Origin of the sequence: uncultured Nostoc sp. (assembly GCF_937863485.1) — a bacterium.
Lineage (GTDB): Bacteria > Cyanobacteriota > Cyanobacteriia > Cyanobacteriales > Nostocaceae > Nostoc.
On record NZ_CALMFY010000098.1, the window covers coordinates 18347 to 39547 of the forward strand.

16 protein-coding genes are annotated in these 21201 nt (G+C 41.4%); 5 read left to right on the top strand and 11 right to left on the bottom strand.

Going from position 1 to position 21201, the window contains the following annotated elements:
• The first annotated feature begins 452 nt into the window (after nt 1-452).
• Both Q0541_RS12945 and Q0541_RS12950 read left to right on the top strand, forming a co-directional pair.
• Nucleotides 453-1010: a hypothetical protein gene (locus Q0541_RS12945; protein WP_298910804.1), complete on the top strand. Its 558-nt coding sequence runs from the start codon at nt 453-455 to the stop codon at nt 1008-1010.
• Nucleotides 1011-1357: 347 nt separating this feature from the next.
• Nucleotides 1358-2134, top strand: coding sequence for an SDR family oxidoreductase (locus tag Q0541_RS12950; protein ID WP_298910807.1), 777 nt, complete (start codon nt 1358-1360; stop codon nt 2132-2134).
• 140 nt (nt 2135-2274) lie between these two features.
• Here the strand turns inward: Q0541_RS12950 and Q0541_RS12955 are convergent, their stop codons facing one another.
• The 8 genes from Q0541_RS12955 to Q0541_RS12990 all read right to left on the bottom strand — a co-directional run bounded on the left by Q0541_RS12955 (nt 2275) and on the right by Q0541_RS12990 (nt 10442).
• Nucleotides 2275-3054: a photosystem II S4 domain protein gene (locus tag Q0541_RS12955; RefSeq protein ID WP_298910810.1), complete on the bottom strand. Its 780-nt coding sequence runs from the start codon at nt 3052-3054 to the stop codon at nt 2275-2277.
• Between the two features lie 101 nt (nt 3055-3155).
• Nucleotides 3156-3365, bottom strand: coding sequence for a GNAT family N-acetyltransferase (locus Q0541_RS12960; RefSeq protein ID WP_298910813.1), 210 nt, complete (start codon nt 3363-3365; stop codon nt 3156-3158).
• A 129-nt stretch (nt 3366-3494) separates the two neighbouring features.
• Nucleotides 3495-4001 (bottom strand): hypothetical protein, encoded by a 507-nt coding sequence (locus Q0541_RS12965; RefSeq protein WP_298910816.1) that lies wholly within the window; start codon nt 3999-4001, stop codon nt 3495-3497.
• Nucleotides 4002-4234: 233 nt separating this feature from the next.
• Nucleotides 4235-4612 carry a hypothetical protein gene (locus tag Q0541_RS12970; protein ID WP_292770842.1) on the bottom strand — a complete coding sequence of 126 codons (378 nt, stop codon included), beginning with the start codon at nt 4610-4612 and terminating at the stop codon, nt 4235-4237.
• 663 nt (nt 4613-5275) lie between these two features.
• Entirely contained in the window at nt 5276-7516 is a 2241-nt protein-coding gene (locus Q0541_RS12975) for a TolC family protein (RefSeq protein WP_298910821.1), read from the bottom strand.
• A gap of 103 nt (nt 7517-7619) precedes the next feature.
• Nucleotides 7620-9182 (bottom strand): circadian clock protein KaiC, encoded by a 1563-nt coding sequence (gene kaiC, locus Q0541_RS12980; RefSeq protein WP_298910824.1) that lies wholly within the window; start codon nt 9180-9182, stop codon nt 7620-7622.
• Nucleotides 9183-9441: 259 nt separating this feature from the next.
• Nucleotides 9442-9756 (bottom strand): circadian clock protein KaiB, encoded by a 315-nt coding sequence (kaiB, locus tag Q0541_RS12985; protein WP_298910827.1) that lies wholly within the window; start codon nt 9754-9756, stop codon nt 9442-9444.
• Between the two features lie 104 nt (nt 9757-9860).
• Nucleotides 9861-10442: a KaiA family protein gene (locus Q0541_RS12990; protein WP_298910830.1), complete on the bottom strand. Its 582-nt coding sequence runs from the start codon at nt 10440-10442 to the stop codon at nt 9861-9863.
• Between the two features lie 686 nt (nt 10443-11128).
• Between Q0541_RS12990 and Q0541_RS12995 the strand changes: the two genes are divergently transcribed.
• Complete coding sequence (locus Q0541_RS12995) at nt 11129-14389, top strand: ATP-binding protein (protein WP_298910900.1); 3261 nt, start codon at nt 11129-11131, stop codon at nt 14387-14389.
• Nucleotides 14390-14439: 50 nt separating this feature from the next.
• On the opposite strand, the gene Q0541_RS13000 is transcribed toward Q0541_RS12995, so the two are convergent.
• Complete coding sequence (locus Q0541_RS13000; RefSeq protein ID WP_298910832.1) at nt 14440-16386, bottom strand: glycosyltransferase family 39 protein; 1947 nt, start codon at nt 16384-16386, stop codon at nt 14440-14442.
• 502 nt (nt 16387-16888) lie between these two features.
• A complete protein-coding gene (locus Q0541_RS13005; RefSeq protein ID WP_298910834.1) occupies nt 16889-17521 on the bottom strand; it encodes a hypothetical protein in 633 nt (210 codons plus the stop codon).
• A gap of 553 nt (nt 17522-18074) precedes the next feature.
• Here Q0541_RS13005 and Q0541_RS13010 point away from each other — a divergent pair.
• Complete coding sequence (locus Q0541_RS13010; protein WP_298910836.1) at nt 18075-18407, top strand: DUF565 domain-containing protein; 333 nt, start codon at nt 18075-18077, stop codon at nt 18405-18407.
• Nucleotides 18408-18422: 15 nt separating this feature from the next.
• On the top strand, nt 18423-19475 hold the full coding sequence (locus Q0541_RS13015; RefSeq protein WP_298910838.1) for a glycerate kinase: 1053 nt from the start codon (nt 18423-18425) through the stop codon (nt 19473-19475).
• 308 nt (nt 19476-19783) lie between these two features.
• Here the strand turns inward: Q0541_RS13015 and hisS are convergent, their stop codons facing one another.
• Nucleotides 19784-21175: a histidine--tRNA ligase gene (hisS, locus tag Q0541_RS13020; protein WP_298910840.1), complete on the bottom strand. Its 1392-nt coding sequence runs from the start codon at nt 21173-21175 to the stop codon at nt 19784-19786.
• Nucleotides 21176-21201: the final 26 nt, after the last annotated feature.

The window sequence follows — 21201 nt, forward strand, 5'->3', positions numbered from 1 at the left end:
GGTGCATCTACCATTTATTAATCCGCTTTATTGATTGCTATATCCGGTAAAATTAGACTTATAATAATAAAATAAATTTTATTGCCATCTTAAAAAATATCAGCAATAAAAAAAGCCCTCAGCTAAAAGCTAGGGGCTATAATTTAATTAAGGTGCATCTACTATTTATATATCCGCCTTAGTTATTCCTACATCAGGAAGAATTGAAAAAAAAATGGATGGCTGTGGAATTGATTTTGTTAGCCATAAGGGTAGTACTAGCCTCAATCAGGATAACCTACGGTTTTTGACTAGGTAATCATTGACTAACTTCACAGTAATTTTACAATTACCCCGAATTTCTGCTAAATACACAAAGTTTCTGTTAATATCTCTGATGCTATATCCGCAATAGTACGAATTTAGTTTATTAGTTGGGTATATGACTATGAAAGTTAGGCGCACCCAACTCAATGAAGCGATCGCAATTTCTCTTGGCCCTTGCTAGTTTTAGTATTGTCGGGGGAAGCTTTTTTATGAGAAGAAGTTTTAGTAGTACTAGCGAACCTAAAATAATAACTGATACATCACGTTATAAAGAAATTCGTAATCAACTATGGTCCAATAATGACCAAGTAAAACATTTTCCTAATGAGATTCCCACTGATGCCAAAGGCGTTCACATTGCTTACTCTCCCGAATTTTTGCAAGGAAGTAGTTTTTTTCAAATTAGGCTGAAACAGCCACCAAACAAGATAGAAAAATTACTTTCACAATACAGAAATAGTGCAAAGCACAAATATAAGGGTGGTAATACAAACGACCACATAAACCAGCCTAACGGTGTGCCGACAACTTTCTTCTACACCAGTGACTCTCATGCGGAATCTTTTCCAGCTACTTATGAAATACTGGTATTAAATGCAGATAACAAAGGTAGACCTGGCTTCAAGTGGAATCATGGAGATAGCTACGGCGTTGCTATTAATAGTTCAGCTTCAGAAATTATCTATTGGTATGAAAAATGGTAATTAACAATTTAAAATGAATTTGAATTGTCATCAGAAAAATAATTATTTGGGACATCCTACTTGAGAAAAAAGACGCGAAGTAGTGATAATTATGCTTAAAGAAAACTCCACGACAAGAATGATCGTATGGCTAGGCTGATTTAGTAAAAATTTCTACAAACCATTTTTTGAGATTGGGAAGATGGTAAATCTATGTTTCAACTTCTGTCTTTGAAAGTTATGTACCCTTCTCCTGACAAAGACGGTGCAACTTTTACCCTTTTGGATATATCACTTTGGGTAGTTAAAACTTATAGCCAACATAGCTAAGATTTATAAGGTGCCTAAAAACTATCTTAATATGTATAATGCCAACTGCTTTGATTACTGGTGCCTCTAGTGGTATTGGTAAAGCTTTTGCCCAGGAACTAGCTGCACGCAAGACAAATCTTGTACTAGTTGCTCGTTCCGAAGAGAAACTAAGCCAATTAGCCAAACAATTACAAGAACAGTACAAAATTCAAGTAGATGTTATAGTCAAAGACCTTACAGAACCTAATGCAGCATCTGCTGTATTTGATGCCACTAAACTAAAGGGATTAACCATTGACTTATTAATCAACAATGCTGGTTTTGGTTACTATGGCGACTTTGCTGAAGGGGATGGAGAAAGACAAGTCAAAATCGTACAATTAAACATTTTGGCATTGGTAGATTTAACACATAAATTTCTTCCCTTGATGCGGCAACGTGGTTCTGGAAGTATTATTAACGTATCCTCTATTACTGCATTTCAACCGATACCATACCTTTCTGTTTATGCTGCGAGTAAAGCTTTTATTCTCAGCTTTAGTGAAGCACTATGGGCAGAAAATCGTCAATATGGTGTTCGTATTTTAGTCACTTGTCCAGGGCCAATAGAAACAAACTTTTTTGCAGAAGCTAATTTTCCTCCAGCGCTGGCAAGTAGTACAGATAAAGTGTATTCTTGTGAAAAAGTGGTTCGAGAATCTTTAGAGGCTTTGGAAAAAGGGTATCCAACCGTTATTAGTTCTAATACTAACACTCAACTTAGAAGCAAATTATCTCGGCTCGTACCGCGCAAACTTCTGCTGAATATGTTAGCAAAACATTTTAAAGCCTAAGTATATAGTTAGGAGTTAGAGACGCGAAAAATCTTTGTCTGTACAGGAGTTAGGAGTTAAAGAAAGTGGTAAATTTAAAACTCCTAACTTTTCACTCCTCACTCCTCACTTCTAACTACTTATTCCTTACTCCTGACTTATTAGATATATCTTGTTAATTGAACTCGGTAGCGGTCTTTTTTTGTAACGGCGATTTCTCCAACTTCTAAACGCCCTTTAGAGCGAATAGCGATTAAGTCGCCGGATTTAAGTTGAGAACTAGCTTGGGTAACTTCCTTCCAATTGACGCGGACATCACCAGCATCAATGAAATCAACCATTTTGCTGCGGGACATGCCAAAACCAGCAGATGCGATCGCATCTAATCGCAAAGAAGCCTCCACAGTAGTTAATTCTTTTTTCTTTGGTTCCCGAACCTTTAATTCAGTTACCTCAATCTGTTGAGTTTTCACAGGAACTGATCGCACCTGTTTAAGACTCATTTCCAAAAATTCCACCAATTCTGGTGCGACAATCGCCTGCGCCCCCCGTTCTCCCAAGACAATCACATCTCCCGTCTTTTCACGAACAATTCCCGTCCCCAACATTGCGCCTAAAAAGTCGCGGTGAGAGGCGGTATCAAACAGGAAATTACCAGCAATTTCTACAGCTACAAGGCTGACTTGAGATTGATCTAAGGGAAGTTCCGAACGAGCGATCGCAATTCTTTGGCGTTCAGCTTGCGGATATCCACCCCACACAACTAATTGCACTTCTGTTAATCGGTTAAACACCCGTTGAATTTCCACCAATTCTGGGGGAGATAGAAAATCTGTCAAAACCACTTCCCAAGTTTTGATGGCTTGCTGGGCTTGATCAATTACACGAGCTACACTATCTCGATTTTCAACACCTTTTAAAAGTTCTTCTCGTGGCAACATTCTTAAAAATTATGAGTTATGAATTGAGAATTAATCTGCTATAACTGTCTTGATTCTAACTTTAATTCCCATTTGGGCAGGTTTTCATCTCTACCAATTTGTTACATTCCTAATTTTTCCAGAATGCGAATCGAGGCAGCATGATTGTCTGGAGAATGAACGATAATTCTCTTAAGTTCTCGCTGAGTAAAGGCAAAATCGACCAGTGCTTCTGCTGCCTCAAAAGCAAATCCCTGCTGGCGATAAGCTGATAGCCCTTCATAACCGATTTCTCCAGTTCCTGTCTGATCGGGTTTGTCAATAAAACCCAAATCGCCAATTAAAGTAGAATCGGCATATGAATCATTCGCCAGACACCCCAACCCAACTGGGAAAGATCATCTACCAATAACAGGGAAGCAACTCAAGTCGCTGTGTCGTAATGTGTAAACTATGATTCATTACACACTACTTGTGTCAGCATAACCTTGGATATTTTCTGGATCAAACTGACGTAATATTCGGGTTGCTTGCCGAGTGAGAGTTTCAGAACCTTGAACGGCAACTAAGTATTTACCTGCATCTAAGCGGTTGCGATAAGGTAATGCATCACCACTACCCACGAGTAAACCGACTCCGCCACCCACTAAAACACCACCCATAGCACCACTAGCAGCACCTAGCAGTCCACCAATGATGTGATTGCCAACTTCACCCGCCCAGGCAAAAGTATCTAAACCAGTGATCAGGCTGAATGTAAAACCTGCAAAAAAGCCAAATGGTATCAGCCAGGTTGCCATCAGTTGTGCTTGGTTTTTGGCTTGGTCTTTGGGGTCAATTAAGCCAAACTCGTCAGCCGTTTTATATCCCTTCCCCAGGATAGTACTGTTTATGCCTTCTTCTTCTAAAGCTAAGTAAGCAGCTTCGGCTTGAATGCGGTCTGGTAATACGGCAACAAGGTAATTCATTGATTTTACAATTTGTCTAATAGAAGTTTTGCCTTAATTAACAGCGTATCAGTCCTGGTGGAATCAATCTTGCATTAGGTAGGAGTAGAGACGCGAAAATCTTTGTCTGTACAGGAGTTTGGAGAGGCTTTGATTCTTACTCCCCAACGCTACAAGGGTTGGGGTTGGGGATTAGGTCTGTGTTGAACTCAACTGCAAACCGTAATAATACAACTTAAATATACATGGGCTGATCACTTTAGCGAATCTAGTGGCTCACAAAAATTGTTCACGCCTTGCTTGAGGACATAAATCAAAACTGGCGTTGCCAAAATCTTAGGAAACGTCGGCGTCGCTTTTAGATGTTCCATCATCTTTTGAAGTGAAGTATTAAGCAAATCTTCTCGATATTCTTGTTCGCAAATGACCACACGCCATTTTCTAGCCAAGGCATCTAACCACTCGGAATTTGCTCTTTCTGGTTGTTGTCCGGCTCGGATAGCTAGCGTCATTGCCGCATCTTCTAAATCTCCATCACAGTCTTCAATCAAATCCAGCGCTTCCATATCGCTGGGATCATCTGCCAATTGAGAGCGAAACTGTGCAATTTCTTGAGATGTTACTTTAGTCATGAGTCTTTGACAAGGCGAGCAATCGAACACTCAGTTATGTTAGTCCAATTTTGACTAATCCAATAGCCCTGTTGATAAAAGTCTTGGTTTAAGACTTTTTATGAATAGTGGCGTTTTTGACAGCGTGTTGAGAACCAGAATAAAATTTGCTTTTCGAGTAACTTTCTTGCAACTAAACTCTCCTGCGATTGCCTAGTTTAGGTAGGTACACGATCGCAAACGAATCCTTTTGTCAACCCAAAACCATTGCAGGGCGGCTGCATCATATCAATAATAGTAGTCTATTCTCAATAGACTGGAAAAAATATCATTAACTCTTGCTTATTGCTAAAGGTTTAAGCGTAAACGTAGGGCGTGTTTTCAAAGTCTTAGATCCCCCCAACCGCCCTGCTGTCGCAAAGAGAAGGAAGAAATTCTTAATTAAACTGTATTGAGTTATCATCCACAAGCGATCGCTAAAGGACTCCTAAAAAATAAAAATTTCCACTACTGCTTTTATTACTAAAAAGCCTCATTTTATCAATATGTTTACTGATAAAATGAGGCTTGTGGGAACTTTTGCTCAGAAACACTATTGGACTTTGTAATGCCTTGAGGGCAGGTGCAAAGTGCATTACAAAATACAACAGCAGTCAAAAGTATTGACAGTTGAGTTTCGGCTAATTAGCGTAGTGCTCTGAGGGTAACAGACCGTTGCAACTGAGCTAAAGCGCGGTTGTAATCCAAAATTGCTCTGACTCGATTACCTTCAGCTTGTGTGAGGTCGTTTTCAGAGTTAATCACATCAGTTTGAGTCCCTACACCAGCTTGGAATCGCAAACGCGCTAAACGTAGAGCTTCTCTAGCTTGTTCTAAAGCGGTATTAGCGGTTTGAACATTTTCCAAACTAGATTGCTGGGTAGAATAGGCTTGTTCTACCTGAAAGCGAATTTGGTTACGCTGTTCAGCAAATTGAGTTTCTGCGATCGCAATATTAGCTTTTGACTGATTTGCCCTTGCTCTTGCTGCTCCTCCATCATACAAATTTAGGGTTGCCCTAACTCCCAATGAATAACCATCAGTAACGCTAACATTATCATTGAACTGATCTAACAGGTCGTAGCTGGCGACCAAACTAACCTGAGGACCCAGTTCCGCAAGGGCCTGCCTACGCTGTTGCTCACTAGTATTGCGTTGTGCTAGCTGCTGTTGCAGTTCCGGACGATTTTGATAAGCCAGCACAATACTTTGTTCTAACGTTGGGTTCCAAAGACCAGCTAACTGTACAGGATCGGCTGCACTGATATTTATCGCCTGCGGCAAACTTATCCGAGTTGCTAATTGACGACGGGCAATTGCCTGCTGCGATCTAGCATTAGTCAAATCTTGTTGGGCATTTGCTAAATTGACCTGAGAGCGTAGCACATCGAAGCGAGTACCAACCCCAGCCCGCTCTAAAGCTTCTGCATCACGCAAACTAGCTTGGGAGTTCTGCACAGCCGACTGGGCAATACGTACTTGTTCATCCGCTTGTTGCAGATTGTAGTAGTCAGTGGCAACATTTAGACGGATTGTCTCAAACTCAGTTTCTACAGCCAACTCATAGAAACGTACCTGTTCTTCAGCCGCTCTGATTTGTGCTTGCACTCTCCCAGAACTATAAAGGTTATATGACAGTTGTGCTTGCCCAGAAAAAGATGTACTGGGTTTATCTGGGGATGATATACCCGTCTGTTGTTCTTGAAGTTTCGACGAGAGCTGACTACTAGCAGACTGACTACGAGTAATATCAGTGTTAATTCCCAGAGTGGGCAATAAAGCAGCTTGCGCCTCGCGTAGAGCCGCTTTATTGCGTTCTAGCTCCAATTGGGATACCTGTAAATCCCGATTATTCCGCCGTGCTAGCTCCAGAGCCTGTGCCAAAGTAATCGGCTGATTTCCCTGAAATGTCACTTCCTCTGGTTTGGTGGGAAATTGCAGAGGATTTGAGCTAGGAATCAGGTTATCGGGAATTTGCACCGGTCCTGATGGCACAGGAGTTACGGTTCTCGGCACAGTTGGAGGTTGCACTGAACCCCCTGGTGCAGGAATTACGGTTGTCGGCACAATGGGAGGTTGCACTGAACCCCCTGGTACAGGAGTTACGGTTTCTGGCACAGTGGAAGTTGGCGTCGAATCTGTCGGAATCGGAGTATTACTCTGAGCCAGGCGGCCAATAGCACTTTTTTGTAAGCAGGCGCTTGAGTCCAGTAGCAAATTAGCCAAAGAGTCAGTCTTACTTTTTCCCAACTCCTGTGGACACCTCTGCGCTGACAGCAGTTTTGCTGCTCCTACACCTATAGCTGAAGTTTGTAAAAATGTCTGCAACTGAGTAACAGTATTTATCTTTTGAACCACTGGCTGCTGTGTAGAAGACAGGGACAAAATTTCTTTTTGGACAGAAGGGGATTTTGAAGTGTAGTTGGGAACTACTATCCTCTTTGATTTATGTCCATAAGCGCTTGAATTACTCTGTTTTTGATTATTTGGAGCAGAACGACTGACATCAAGCTGTTGCGAAGGATTAGAGGTAGGTGTCAAACTGAAAAATCTACCTTCATCTTTCTTAAGTAGTTGTTTTATTGGCACAACAGTATTTCCAATCGTGAACACTGGAATACTGTTATTACTTAAAGGCTTCATGCTAAGTTTAGTGAAACCAAAAGCAGGTACTTGGGTTGGAGTACTAACATCTGCACCGTTAGGCAGTTGGGTATTCATAATGTCCACAACCGAGTCTTGACCATAAGTAGAAGTCAAAACACCAGGAGAAGACACCAGATGTACCTTAGTTAGTTTCGCAGTACCAGCCCAAACAGGCTGAGTTGTTAAGACCGCTGCCGTCACACCAGGCAAGAAGCTATAGAATAATTGCTGTCCTTTCACCGCATCCCTCACACGAAAATCAATCTAGCGGCAGAAAACCTTTCTTCACCACAGAATATAGCACGATACTAAATTTAGGAAAGAATATACTACGATACTAAATTCAGGGTTCGGAACTCTGTTTGTCTTCAAAACGTCTAACAATGCGAGAAAGTTCCGCCTTTTCATCGATACTAACGCGAGTAGGAGCACCGCTGATAATCCGTTCGTAGTTCCGGAAAGAATCTTTAATATCGGGACCATCAGCAGTGATATTATACTCACGAATGCCCTTATCATGCCAAGACCCTCTCATCTTGAACACGTTAATTGCCCGCGACATTTCTCCGCGAATTTCTACGTACTGTAACATGATAATTGTGTCGGTAATCGTGGAGATATGAGAGTCAGTAATCGAATGCGCTCCCATAAATTGGTCAGTTGTGTTGGTAAAGAAACCAGTAATTTCTTCTTGTTTAGCATAACCCGTCACACCAATCACAAACTGCCGAAATGCATTATTGCTCACTCCTCTAGCTAGTGCTGATAAAGAATCAATGGCGATGCGAGCTGGTTTGAAGACAGCAATTTCGGATTTAATAATTTGTAAGTGGTCTTCTAAACCAGTTGATTCAGGATAAGTACAGATTATTTTGAGTAAACCTTGATCCTCTAATTCTTCAAAATCAATCCCCCAAGAGGAAGCATTGCGAGATAGTTGGGCGCGTGATTCTTCATAAGCAAATAATATTGCCTGTTCTCCATTGAGGCAGCCATCTTGAATAAACTTACTGACTAAGAGGGTTTTGCCAGTACCTGTGGCTCCTGTTGCCAAAATAATTGAATCTTTAAAGAAACCACCACCGCACATTTCATCTAAGGTTTTGACACCAGTAGATACCCTGACATTGGAAGACCGTTGAGTTAAACGCATTGCTCCCAGTGGGAAGATGTTAACTCCTTCATTAGTAATCGTGAAAGGATATTCGCCTTTCATATGAGTTGTGCCGCGCAACTTGAGAATTTCAATTGTGCGACGGCGGCGTTCTCCTTCTAAAGCGTTGCGAACAATTGCTACATTATCGGAAACAAATTCTTCCACACCAAAAGAGGCAACAAGACCATATTCTTCACTACGTTCAGTGGTAATTACAGTGGTGACACTCAGTAGTTTGAGACGTGCTACTAGGCGAAAAATCTCGCGCCGCACTACTCCCATCGCTTCATACTGCTGAAATACCGCTGTTATTGAGTCGATTGAAACTCGTTTAGCTTTGTATTTGCGGATGGCATATTGCAAGCGCTCAATTAGTGCAGAAAGGTCAAAATTACCAACGATATCTTGACCTTCTGGATCGGGAGATGCATCAAGAATAAACAACTTGCCTTCTTCGATTAAGCGTGGCAAGTTCCAACCAAAAATATGGGCATTTTTAATAATATCACTGGGTGATTCTTCAAAAGTAACAAATACTCCTGCCTCATCAAAGTAGGTGATACCGTTATAGAGAAACTGAAGAGATAATAAAGTTTTACCTGTGCCAGATGTACCGCTAATCAAGGTAGTTCTACCAAGTGGTAAACCACCATGAGTAATATCATCAAACCCTTCGATCATCGTGCGAATTTTTTCTACACCCCTAATTCTCGGTGGTTGCTTTGGTTCTAATTGCTCGTTTTCACTCATTGCTTGATAACAAAAGGGGATTAAAAACTGTTTTTTTATTACTAAAGTTTGGACTCAATTTTTTCGAGACTATTTATAAACTTTCATATTAAGTAGGGTGTGTTATGGCACAATCTGATTCAAGATAGCGAAAGTAAATTATTTTGCCGTCAGGTAACGAGATAAATGGTGCGTTGCGCTACGCTCTAACACACCCTACCCTACACAGTTAAAATTTACTTTAGAAATGGAGAAATGGTCTCTTGCATCATTAATTATTTTACTCTTCAAAATCATCTTCACTCAGTTCTTCATAGAGCAAATCTAATCCAATCAATACTTTTTCTCTATCTGAAAGATCCCCGATAATTTTGCGAACAGGTGGAGGCAAAATTTTAGATAATGTCGGCGTCGCCAATATTTTATCTTCTTCCGCCAGTTGTGGGCTTTTCAGTACATCGATCACTTTTAAAGCATAAACACCTTCAAACTCCTGTTCTAAAATATCTTTGAGCCTTTTTAATGCCCGGACTGAATTCGGGGTGTTCCCTGCTACGTAAAGCTTGAGAACGTAGTTTTTGTTGGCTTTATTCATATACCTAATGCCTAGTCATTATAATAGAAATACAAGATGCGATCGCGCATTGGAACTAACTAACAGCAGTAGTTTGTTCCAAGTTAAACATCAATAAATTTAATTTATTTAGAAATCGAACTCCTATAGACTTCGCACAGGTGAGCCAGGATCTCTATCAACGTTAGGCGGTAATCAAGTAACGTTTCATTGCTCCTTCCTTCTAATTTTAGCTGATTAGAAAATTCTTCAATTACCTCCATGTGAATTTCGATGATTTGTGGCACAGGAATATTAGTATAAAATATAATATTGATAAATTTATCAATTTTTTCCTTGAGTGTTTTGTCTGTGGTAAAATAATTTATAAGAATTAGGCTGTAATCTGACTTAAGCTGTCTTAATAATCTTTGCCGTTCTGCTGGAGTCATCTCCTGAAAATGCTGTTGGCTTTTTTGGGTGTGGCTGGCAAATACATAGACGTACTTGTCAGCGTATGCCTTATTCGGATTTGGTTGCAGCCAATTTGGTAAATAGTTGATTTTTCCAGAGGTAGTTGCAACAATAAGTAGGTAGTAAAATTGGGCAATAATCTCGTCAATAAATTTCCACACCCACCTGCTCAAACCTTTTTGGTTGTCTAAGTCAACTGGATTATCTAAACATTTATTAACATCAGGTTGCAGAATTAATATCGGTAATAACATCTATTTTTGAATACATCTCCTTAATCGCCCTGACCAAGAAACGTGGGCTGATAAGTTTGGCTAACGCTTCTAGGGTAATACGGGGTGTAGAGTAAACTGGTGATTCCACCCCAAAAAAATAACGCTCTGTGTTAACAGATAGTGCTAGCCACTCAACAACCTAGTGCAGCAACTGAGTGTTAGGACTTAGTAGGTCTTTGATGATCAGGTATCTGTCGGCATAACAAGACAGAGTAGCTAATTTATTATTTGTATCTCATCTATATATATAAATAAATAAATAGATAAATTTTTTTATTTTGCTCCTTGATAAGATACTTAAACGAACTTAAAGGATTGTCGCATTCTAAATCATTATAATTCCTCAAGGTTCTAAAGCGAACCTTTGGGGCCATAATTGTTGTAGCCGTCGCTATCGATGAGGAGTTTAAATACCAGTAAGACACCGGGGAGGCTAGTTGCTAGAAATGAGAAGCGGCAAAAGGAAAAGTCGCCTCTTGAAAAAATGCACTCGTTCGCAAGTAAGTGTCCGTGAGGGGAAATCCCGTTGTTTTAATAGCGTTGAAATAACCAGAGTTGCTTATATGAGTCTTCTTAGAGGATATGGCTTCAGGCGAAAAGACCATCAACAGTTGGCAGATGGAGATGCCGGAGGTTTCCACAGGAAGAAGAACCCCCAAAGCCCTATGTTAATGCTAGATTACCCGCTTTATGACTTTCAGGCAACCGTACCTAGCTGCCCCCAAACAAGTTCTCTGGCAGTGGTGCTGGAGATTTTTGAGCAAGAGCAGTGCGATCGCTTGGTAGTAGTGAATCAACAGCAACGCCCCATAGGATTGCTGTATTCTGCCCGTTTAATCCAAATATTATTAGCACATAGTGACGATAAAAATCTAAATTTACACCAATCACTCTCTACCTGGGGTCAAGGTCTAATTGAGCCAATACAGACAATATTAGGTTCTGAGCCTGTAGAGCAATTGAGCTTGCGCTTGGGTTATCAACAAGCCGAAAAACACTCCTCCTTAGATTGGGCGTTGATTGACTCTGATGGTCAATATTTGGGGCTGCTGGATAGTTCACGTCTGTTGCGATTATTGGCTAAGGAACGCATAGCTGGGTCACTAAGCTCAGGCATCCAGAGGTCGTCTGGTGAGCATCGCCATGAGTATGATGCTAGTGTGCAGACACCAAATGAACCCAAATCATTGGGACACCAGCCACTAGTACAGTTGCTGGAAAGACTGCCTTGGCCTTTGATGTTGCAAACGGGTACTGGCGAGGTGGTAGCACGAAATCCCGCCTGGTGGCAGCAATTAGGAGTCTTGAAAGATCCAGAAGGAGTTAGGCAACAGGTGGAGGCAATACTTGTGCCGAAGCCCTCCGAAAAACCCGAATATGTCACTCAACGAGCAATCACGGTTCATCCCAATGGTAGGGAGAATGAGTATGGTGATACAGAGGAACCGACCCAGCAAGAAGCATTACCAGATGCTGTATACAGTCGCTGCTATTTGGATAGTCAGGTGGGTACTTGTACCTGCGTTGTCGAAGTGCAAAATGGTCAGGAGCGAATCTGGCAGTTTGCCAAAATTCCATTAGATAGTCCTGAGTTTAAAGTCATGAGTGCTGGGTCAGAGGTTGCACTCAGCAATGATTTGTGGTTGGTTTTAGCTACTGATGTCACTGAGCAACAACAGCTTTGCAAAGAACTGGCAGCAAAGAATGCTGATTTAATTCAACTAAATCGGTTGAAAGATGAATTTTTAGCTTGTATTAGTCATGAACTCAAAACTCCCCTAACTGCGGTTCTGGGATTATCACGGTTGCTTGTGGATCAGCAATTGGGAGAACTTAACGAGCGTCAAGCCCGTTATGCGGGACTGATTCATCAAAGCGGACGGCACTTGATGAGTGTAGTTAATGACATTTTAGATTTGACCCGCATGGAAACGGGACAAATGGATCTGACACTGACGCCAGTAAAAATTCAGGCTGTGTGCGATCGCGCCCTATCAGAAGCCAAAGCCATCCACACCCAACCTAGCAAAGCTACGTCCCAAACTCAACAAAATGCCCGTTCATCTGCTTCCCAATTCAGCCTCTCCATTGAACTAGGCTTAGATCAGATAGTGGCAGATGAATTGCGCTTGCGCCAGATGCTAGTACACCTACTTTCCAACGCCTTTAAGTTCACCGAAATATCTGGCGAAATTGGGCTGCGGGTGAGTCGTTGGGAAGGATGGATTGCTTTTACAATTTGGGACACAGGCATTGGTATTCCTGAACACCAGCAACACTTAATCTTTCAAAAATTTCAACAACTAGAAAATCCCCTCACCCGCCAATTTGAAGGCACTGGTTTGGGGCTGGTATTAACTCGGGCCCTGGCTCGCCTCCACGGAGGAGATGTCAGCTTCTTATCTCGTGAAGGTAAAGGTAGCCAGTTTACACTACTTCTGCCGCCCAGTCCGCCGAAAACAGGGTTTTCTGAGCCAGATGTGGGAATCAGAGAAGACGAACAGATGCAACACCAAAAGACACGGGAAAACTCTGTGGCAGATCGTCAGCATGTCAGTACGCCCACACAGCATCATCCCGCTAGTTCACAACGGTTGGTCTTGGTAGTCGAGGCAGTAGCTCGATATATTGAAGACTTGACCGAAAAACTCAAAAGTTTAGGATATCGGGTAGTGATTGCCCGATCGGGGACAGAAGCAGTCGAAAAAGCTCGGCGCTTGCAACCAATAGCGATATTTTTGAATCCGTTGCTACCCCTGCTATCAGGCTGGGATGTGCTGACTTTATTGAAATCTGACAGCGCAACCCGTCATATATCTGTAATTGTGACAGCGACAGCAGCCGAAAAGGAGCAAGCATTTGCTAACCGAGCCGATGGTTTCTTAAGTTTGCCAGTAGAGCATCAGGTATTAGCACCAGTTCTAGAAAAATTATGTACTGCACAAGCAATTTTGCAGCTAGGGTTAGACAATAGCGCAATTATCCCAACTAAGACTCCACTGCGAATTCTCAGGTTGGTGAATCCCCATTTGGAATCGGTCAATCCCCACCCCTCACTTCGAGAACACCGGGTGATTGAAGTAGATGACCTAGATCAGGCAGAACTCTTGGCGCGGGTATGGCAGTTTGATGTAATTTTGCTAGATGTCGAAAGTACCACTGCCCAAATTTATTTGCAACAATTAATTGGGCATCCACGTTTGGCGGCTATACCACTGGTTACTTGCGATGTTGCAACTACACTAATAGCTTCTAAGATACCAGGGTTATCTGTATTTCCTTACTTAACACCATTTGCTCAAGACAAAAGCAGTCGCACCGAGAAAACAGATGCCTTACTATCAGTACTGCAAATTGCTTCTGGTATTTGCTGCCCTGCCAATATCTTGGTAGTGGATTTGACAATGCTGCGTGATTTTCCACAGGGAAGACGCAAGCAAGTTAACGGTTATCAGACAGAAAAAAATTGCTCAATTAGTAGTGAAACTGCTAAACGGGGGTCTGAGTGGTTCCAAGCTTTAATTCAGTATCTACAAACAGCAGGCTTCAAAGCGGCGATCAGTCCCTGTTGGGCAGAAGTGTTACAACAAATTCGCCACCAAAGCGTTGACTTACTGCTAATTTGTTTAGGAGAATCCGCTATCCATAAAGACGTGCTAAAAGCACTGAAAACATTGGGAGATTCGCCTGAGAAGTTACCACCAATTTTGGTACTTAATCAGCGATTAAATCGCCCGGAAACTATTTCCCAGCCTGGGGTAGCTTACAAGAAAATTGACAAGCAGAAGAAGAATGGTTTGGAATCTATAGAAACTGTTGTGGGTGCGATCGCTACCCAAATATTACCGCGATCGATATCAATGGAAGACCTTTTAAACCAAATCAATCAAGCTTTAGCTGTCAATGGTTACAATCACAAGTGTTAATGGGGAATGGGGCAGAGGAGCAGAATTAATAACCAATGCCCAATGCCCAATTATGATATATCTATTTTTTCATTTTTCTTTTTCTTAAAAGGAATTCTCACCAAGTTATAAGCACCCTTGGTTGATAAACTCTTGTAATCATCTGGCTGTAAGTCCATTTGTAAAAACTTTTTCTGTTCAGCCAACACCAGCACTGAGGGAGGTTTTAGTCCTTTAGCAGCCTGGTTTTTAATATGTTCTACAGCCTGTTGGGGAAATCCTAAATAATTTACATGAATGTGGCTGTAAAAAACTACACTAGGCTTTTTGAAGCCAAGCATGATCAATTCTTCATCTGGTTGTTTTGCTTGTAGGATGATCGCAGACAACTCCCTTAAGGGTAATTGACGTTCTCGATCAATAAAGAACGAAGTAGGCGTTAAGACAAAAATTATAAACGCCACAAATCCTATTAAATTAATACTGTTAATGTAGTTCCAACGGCGACTCAGTAATAAACCTGCAACTAAAACAGCACAAACCAGCCAAATTACGGCGGCTATTAGTGGTAAACCAGATCGTTGAATTAATTCGTGGAAGTTACTTATAGCTGGATCAGTACCTAATATGTGGCTGATGTTAAACAGTGCTGTTGCCAAAAATGATAAAAACACTACATTCACCCAACCACTCCAGAGGAGTAAGGGGGGGATGGAAGAAGACGCTGGGAGATGATTAAATCCTCTCTCCGTGTCTTTGTGTCCTTGTGTCGCGGTGTCATTTGGATTATCTGTTTTTGGTAAAAGGTCGCTCCACAACAGGGTTACCAGGATTGCCGCTGCTGGCATTAAAGGCAAGACGTAACTAGGGAGTTTGGTAACAGCAATGGTGAAAAAGCCAAAGACGCTAGCAAACCAAAACCAGGCAAATAAACCAAACTGCTGAAAACGTTCAAGGGATCGCCAGTGCGATCGTTGCCAAAACTTTAGTCTTACTATAGAGACTGGTAAATACACTGAGTAGGGCGCAAAACCCAGCAGCACGACTAAAAAGTAAAAATACCAGGGTGCTGAGTGACCATTAACTACTTCTGTAAAGCGATCCAGGTTGTGATAACCAAAAAAGGAGTTAATGTAATTCCAGCCATTGCGCCAAATTACTAAAGCATACCAGGGTACTGATAAACCTAAAATTATCAGTATACCCATAAGAAAGCGCATTTCCCGCAACACCTCTCGAAATTTTCCCACATAAAGCAAAAAGGCTGCAACAATTAGCCCTGGTAAAACAATTCCCACTGGGCCTTTAGTCAAAATTGCGCCTGCAATCAGCACATAAAAAGCTAAGTACCACTTATTAGGGAATGGGGCATTGGTTATTAATTCTGCTTCCCTGTTCCCTTGCTCTCTTTTTCCCCCTGCTCCTTGCTCCCTGCTCCCTTCCTTGCCTGCGTACCCTAGAAAGAAACATAACAAAGCTGATGCCATACATCCAGTGAGCAGCATATCAGAGACACCCGTTCTCGCCCAAATAATAGTTTCGGGATTGAGTGCCATGAGCGCTGCCACCAAAAAAGATGTTAAATAGCGGCGAGTAGGACGTGAAACTCGCTCTAATTCGTCTTGTTTAGCCGTATACCACTGGATGGTGTAAAAAGCTAAACAAATTAAGCCTAAGGCTGCGATCGCTGAAGGAAGGCGTACTGCCCACTCATTCACCCCAAAAATTGCATAGGCGATCGCCTGACACCAGTAAACTAAAGCAGGTTTATCGAAACGAGTGTCACCATTAAAAAATGGGGTAATCCAATCACCTGTGACGAACATCTGGCGGGAAGCTTCGGCAAATAGCGGCTCTGTCTCATCAACCAAGCCAGTGTTGCCCAAATTCGACCCAAAAGCTATCCAGCCAATCAATATCAACCACAAAATCGACACAGTTACACCAAGGGCTGGATTCTTTGCTATTTTGTTGAACCACTGATCAACAGTGTGCTTAACACTCAATTTCATTCTCATTAGTCAATAGTCAACAATCACTAATCAATAGTCGTTGATTATCTATCTTTTGTTCTTCGGAGTTTTAAATTCAACAATTTTCTTCTACTCAGTACTCTACACTTTTTCCCGTTCAGTAACGACAGTTGCTCCAAGTCAGCCCCTTCCCTACGGGACGCTACGCGAACGGGGAAGTCAAAAGTCAAAAGTCAAAAGTCAAAAGTCACTAGAGAAAGTTCTCCAACACACTAGTACACTATAGGTTTACCTAGCTTAGATAAGGGGATTTTGCCCCTTGTCTAAGTCCCTTATATGGCAATACGCTTGGGTTAAGGAGAATCGTAGGTTGGGTTGAGGAACGAAACCCAACATTTTCAGTGGTTTGTTGGGTTTCACTTCGTTCAACCCAACTTACGCAGTTTATGGTTTTTGACGCTAACCCAAGCGTATTGCCTTATATAGGTAATGGTAGCTGAATTTACGCGCTTGCTAGAACTATTTATTCAGTACTACTAAATATCAACTATGGACTCAGCACTAGTTGCCATTCTCTGTTTTGGGAATTCCACTTAGGTAATTGAGTTTCCCCAACAACATAGGGGCCCCAGTAACGACGGGAGCCATCTTGTGCAAAAGCAACTAAAATATCTCCCTTCTCCAGCTTTAAATTATTCTGAGGTAGGGATAGAATCAGTCCTTTATCACTACCTTCTTGGGGAGCAAAATCCCAATGTGCCGGTAGATCATAGTTAGTCTGTTTAGTACCACCTTTTGCTACCGACTGTCGCGCCAGTAGAGCCAGGCGCACAGGCTGATTTGTTTGATTACTCATTCGCAAAGTCCCTTGATCGTTGGCAATGCTTGCTGATTTATCACGATCTGCCAAGACAGAATGAGTATTCTCTCTAATGCTATGTTCTACTTGATTGGTTGGGGTCGCTCCTGGAGTCGATAGACTAGTGGAAATACCTTTTTCAGGTGAAACGGGTGTAGACGAAGTTGTCTCCAACTGGGTAGTTTCAGTTGGCAGTTGTGAAGATGTATCTGGGTTTGTGGACTCTAAGGATACGCTCACTCCAAAGCATCCCATTAGAGTAACAAGCAGTCCCAAGCAACAAGCTGTAACACCGACGTTGCGATACACTGAAGATTTCATATTGATAATTTTTAGAAATAAATATTTTGTCTAGGCTTGACCAAATAGTAGCCTATTATCACAAACGGCAATCATAGAAAGTAGCCTAATATAGACTTTCCTAAAATTAGGGATACCAATGTATTACAAGTATCATTTGTAGTAGAAAATATTCGGAGTAAATTATTTCCTTGATGACAAATAATGAGTATAAACACCTACTATTTTGTATCTTGACGTAGGCTTAGATAAAAACAAGAAAATTAGAAACCGAGCCAGCCAATTCATTTGGATAAAAAAATCAAAGCTTCCTAAAACCGCTAGCGGCCTCAACAAAGCGTCCTTTGCTAAACCTTAGATAAATCTAAGATGTATATTTCATGTTGCGTTATAATAACCACCCTTTTAAGGACATGTACTTCCCTAAAGATGATCGGATGTGCAAATTTAAATCAATACTGGAAGCCCAGCACATATCTATAATATTAACAAACAAGCTTAGGCTCAAACCAATATCCTCTTTGAATATAAAGATATTTCAAGATATCTTGACTTTTGCCCAGAAGTCTATTTGATGCAAAACACTCGTCTGAATAACTTGTTGGATGCCATTGCTACACGCTTGGGGCAATGGTTTTTAAATCCTTGGCGGCGACTATCGTTGCTGATAATTAGTTTTTTGTTCGGTTTTTTTCTGGGAAACGCAGTTTCCACTACAGCCGGTCAAGAGGGTGTATTCGACATTGTGGTAGCTGCTTTTTTAGTACTGCTGACAGAAATTACTAGTAGGATATTTTATAGTCGCAGCTTTTTGGAAAAGCGATCGCTCTTGGTAGACTTACTAAATTTCCTCAAAATTGGTTTCATCTACAGCCTGTTTCTCGAAGCCTTTAAGCTGGGATCGTAGTGAGATGGGGAATTTATGAATTTGTGGGTGGATGAAATTTTGGCAACGGATGCAGTGGGTAAAACTTGGCAGCAGCAAGCTAGAGTTGCTGCGCTGGCAGATACGTTAAAAGCTAAAGCTTTTGGGATCACGCCGGAAAATGTCGATCAAGTGCTCGAAAAGCGATCGCATTTACTAAAATCTGTCTTCCCAGCCTTTAGTCAATTCTGCCTAACTAGCCTTCAGATAGAACCCCAAAAAATGTTACAGGTATTGTGGGACTTGTGGCTTCCTTTGGGGATCAAACTCGCATCGCAGCGCCAACAGTTGGGACGCCCCCTGATTCAGGGAATATTGGGAGGACAAGGGACTGGGAAAACCACAATGTCCAATGTTCTCAAGTTGATTCTCAATCAGTTGGGATGCCGGACTCTGAGTTTGTCTTTGGATGACTTGTATAAAACTTACAGCGATCGCTTGGTTTTAACACAGCAAGATCCCCGGTTAATTTGGCGCGGCCCACCAGGAACCCACGATGTAGATTTAGGCTTAAATGTACTAGATCAAATCCGCCAGTTGCAAAGTCCAGTTATGGTTCCCCGCTTTGATAAATCTGCCTATGGAGGCGCTGGCGATCGCACGACTCCAGAAATGGTAACAGATGTAGATATTGTACTATTTGAAGGTTGGTTTGTGGGTGTGCGGCCAATTGACCCAAATGTATTTGATACTGCACCACCGCCAATTATCACAGATGAGGATAGAGCATTTGCCCGTGATATTAATCTTCGCCTCCACGATTATTTACCACTGTGGGAGCGATTAGATAGCTTAATTGTGCTATATCCCACCGATTATCGCTATTCTTTGGAGTGGCGCAAACAGGCGGAACAGCAGATGATTGCTGCGGGTAAATCGGGGATGAGTAATGCAGAGATAGAGAAATTTGTCAATTATTTTTGGCGATCGCTTCACCCGGAATTATTCATCAAGCCGTTAGTAAAAGATGTAACAGGGGTTGATCTAGTGATTGAGATTCATGCTGATCATAGTTTTGGTAAAGTGTATTGCGATCGGGCTAATTCCTAATTCGTAATTCGTAATTTCAAATTGTAGGTTGGGTTGAGGAACGAAACCCAACATTTTTCATGCTTTGTTGGGTTTCACTTCCCTACGGGATGCTACACAAACGTTCAACCCAACCTACAACTATCCTTAACTGAACTGTATTATGTTAAAACGGACTATAACCTTTTCTCAATAAGCAAATCAGCTAAAAACATTAACTTCTTGACTCTGTGTTCTCTGTGCCTCTGTGGTTAAATAAAAAACTTTTAAACCACAGAGACGCGGAGGGCGCAGAGAGAAAAAGAGATTTTATAAGTCATCTTGAAAGTTTATTCGCCAAGCCTTCTTTTAACTTCTTCAGCCAAATCTACTAGTAGCACTTCTACTTGCTCACCTGTTTTCAAATCTTTCAATGAGGACTTTTGCGCTGCTGCTTCTTCAGAACCAATAATTACGCAAAATTGAATTCCTTGCTTATCGGCTAGCTGAAATTGTTTACCCAAAGGACGCTTATCAAAATTAGTTATAACATTAATTCCAGCCTGACGCAGATGTTGAGAAACTTTTAAATAAGTTGGCATTAAATCATCTTGCATATTCACTACCATCACCTCGGCTGGTGTTGCAGCTAAAGTACTAAGAATACCAGCTTTTAGTAAACGGCTAATTAAGCGAGTTAAGCCAATAGAAATGCCTACACCAGGCATTTTTTCACCCAAAAATACACCGACTAATTCTTCATATCTCCCGCCAGAACAAATACTACCTAAGGCTTCATGTCCTAATAAGGTTGTTTCATAAACTGTGCCAGTATAGTAATCAAGACCACGAGCAATAGATAAATCAATACAGAAACGATTTTCGGCAACTCCGAGATTACGCACGCCTGCAATTACCGTTTCTAATTCGGTAACTCCCAGGCTCAATTGCTCAGTTTCTGATAGATTTTCTGCGAGGTGCTTAAGCTTATCTAATATTTCATCAACCGAACCATCAATTTTAATAAAATCAATAATTTTTTGAGCCTGTTCTGCTAAAACACCCTCTTTCTCTAAATCTTGTTTTACTTTATTCTCACCAATTTTTTCTAGATTATCAACAATACCAATACACGATTTAATTTTGTCTTCGGCAATTCCCACTGACTTAAAGAGACCAGTAAGAACTTTGCGATTATTGATGCGAATCAGAAAATCACCAATATTAATTGCTTCAAATATCTCAGTGATAATTGCAGGCATTTGAGCATCATAGAGCAAGCTAAGTTCACGACGAGCAACTACATCAATATCACACTGACGAAACTGACGAAAACGTCCATCTTTTGCCCGTTCTCCCCGAAAAACTACATCCATTTGGTAGCGGGCAAAGGGAAAGGTTAACTCATTCAGATGACGGGCAATATAAGCCGCTAAAGGAACTGTTTGATCAAACTTTAAAGCTCTTGCTTCCGAACCAGTTTCGCCCGATTTATCTCTCTCAGCTTGTCGATTTGGTGGCAGGATGGGATCAATGCCATAGATGATATTATCGCCTTGATTCCCTTTAGCTTGCAGCACTTCTAAACGTTCTACAGCAGGTGTTTCGATGGGCGTAAATCCATAACTTTCAAAAACTCTACGGATGATATCTAGCAAATATAATTCTAGACGCTTTTCACTAGGTAGAAATTCTGGAAAACCGCTAGGAGTCGAAAAGTTTATTTTGTCACCTTTTGCCATGCATGTACCTTACTAATCTGGTAGAG

Coding starts and splice junctions, on each gene's coding strand:
- Q0541_RS13015 (WP_298910838.1), top strand. CDS start 18,423: ATGAATTTGTGGGTGGATGAAATTTTGGCAACGGATGCAGTGGGTAAA.
- kaiB (WP_298910827.1), bottom strand. CDS start 9,756: ATGAATAAAGCCAACAAAAACTACGTTCTCAAGCTTTACGTAGCAGGG.
- Q0541_RS12955 (WP_298910810.1), bottom strand. CDS start 3,054: ATGTTGCCACGAGAAGAACTTTTAAAAGGTGTTGAAAATCGAGATAGT.
- kaiC (WP_298910824.1), bottom strand. CDS start 9,182: ATGAGTGAAAACGAGCAATTAGAACCAAAGCAACCACCGAGAATTAGG.
- Q0541_RS13010 (WP_298910836.1), top strand. CDS start 18,075: ATGCAAAACACTCGTCTGAATAACTTGTTGGATGCCATTGCTACACGC.
- Q0541_RS13000 (WP_298910832.1), bottom strand. CDS start 16,386: ATGAGAATGAAATTGAGTGTTAAGCACACTGTTGATCAGTGGTTCAAC.
- Q0541_RS13005 (WP_298910834.1), bottom strand. CDS start 17,521: ATGAAATCTTCAGTGTATCGCAACGTCGGTGTTACAGCTTGTTGCTTG.
- Q0541_RS12965 (WP_298910816.1), bottom strand. CDS start 4,001: ATGAATTACCTTGTTGCCGTATTACCAGACCGCATTCAAGCCGAAGCT.
- Q0541_RS12970 (WP_292770842.1), bottom strand. CDS start 4,612: ATGACTAAAGTAACATCTCAAGAAATTGCACAGTTTCGCTCTCAATTG.
- Q0541_RS12950 (WP_298910807.1), top strand. CDS start 1,358: ATGCCAACTGCTTTGATTACTGGTGCCTCTAGTGGTATTGGTAAAGCT.
- hisS (WP_298910840.1), bottom strand. CDS start 21,175: ATGGCAAAAGGTGACAAAATAAACTTTTCGACTCCTAGCGGTTTTCCA.
- Q0541_RS12995 (WP_298910900.1), top strand. CDS start 11,129: ATGTTAATGCTAGATTACCCGCTTTATGACTTTCAGGCAACCGTACCT.
- Q0541_RS12990 (WP_298910830.1), bottom strand. CDS start 10,442: ATGTTATTACCGATATTAATTCTGCAACCTGATGTTAATAAATGTTTA.
- Q0541_RS12945 (WP_298910804.1), top strand. CDS start 453: ATGAAGCGATCGCAATTTCTCTTGGCCCTTGCTAGTTTTAGTATTGTC.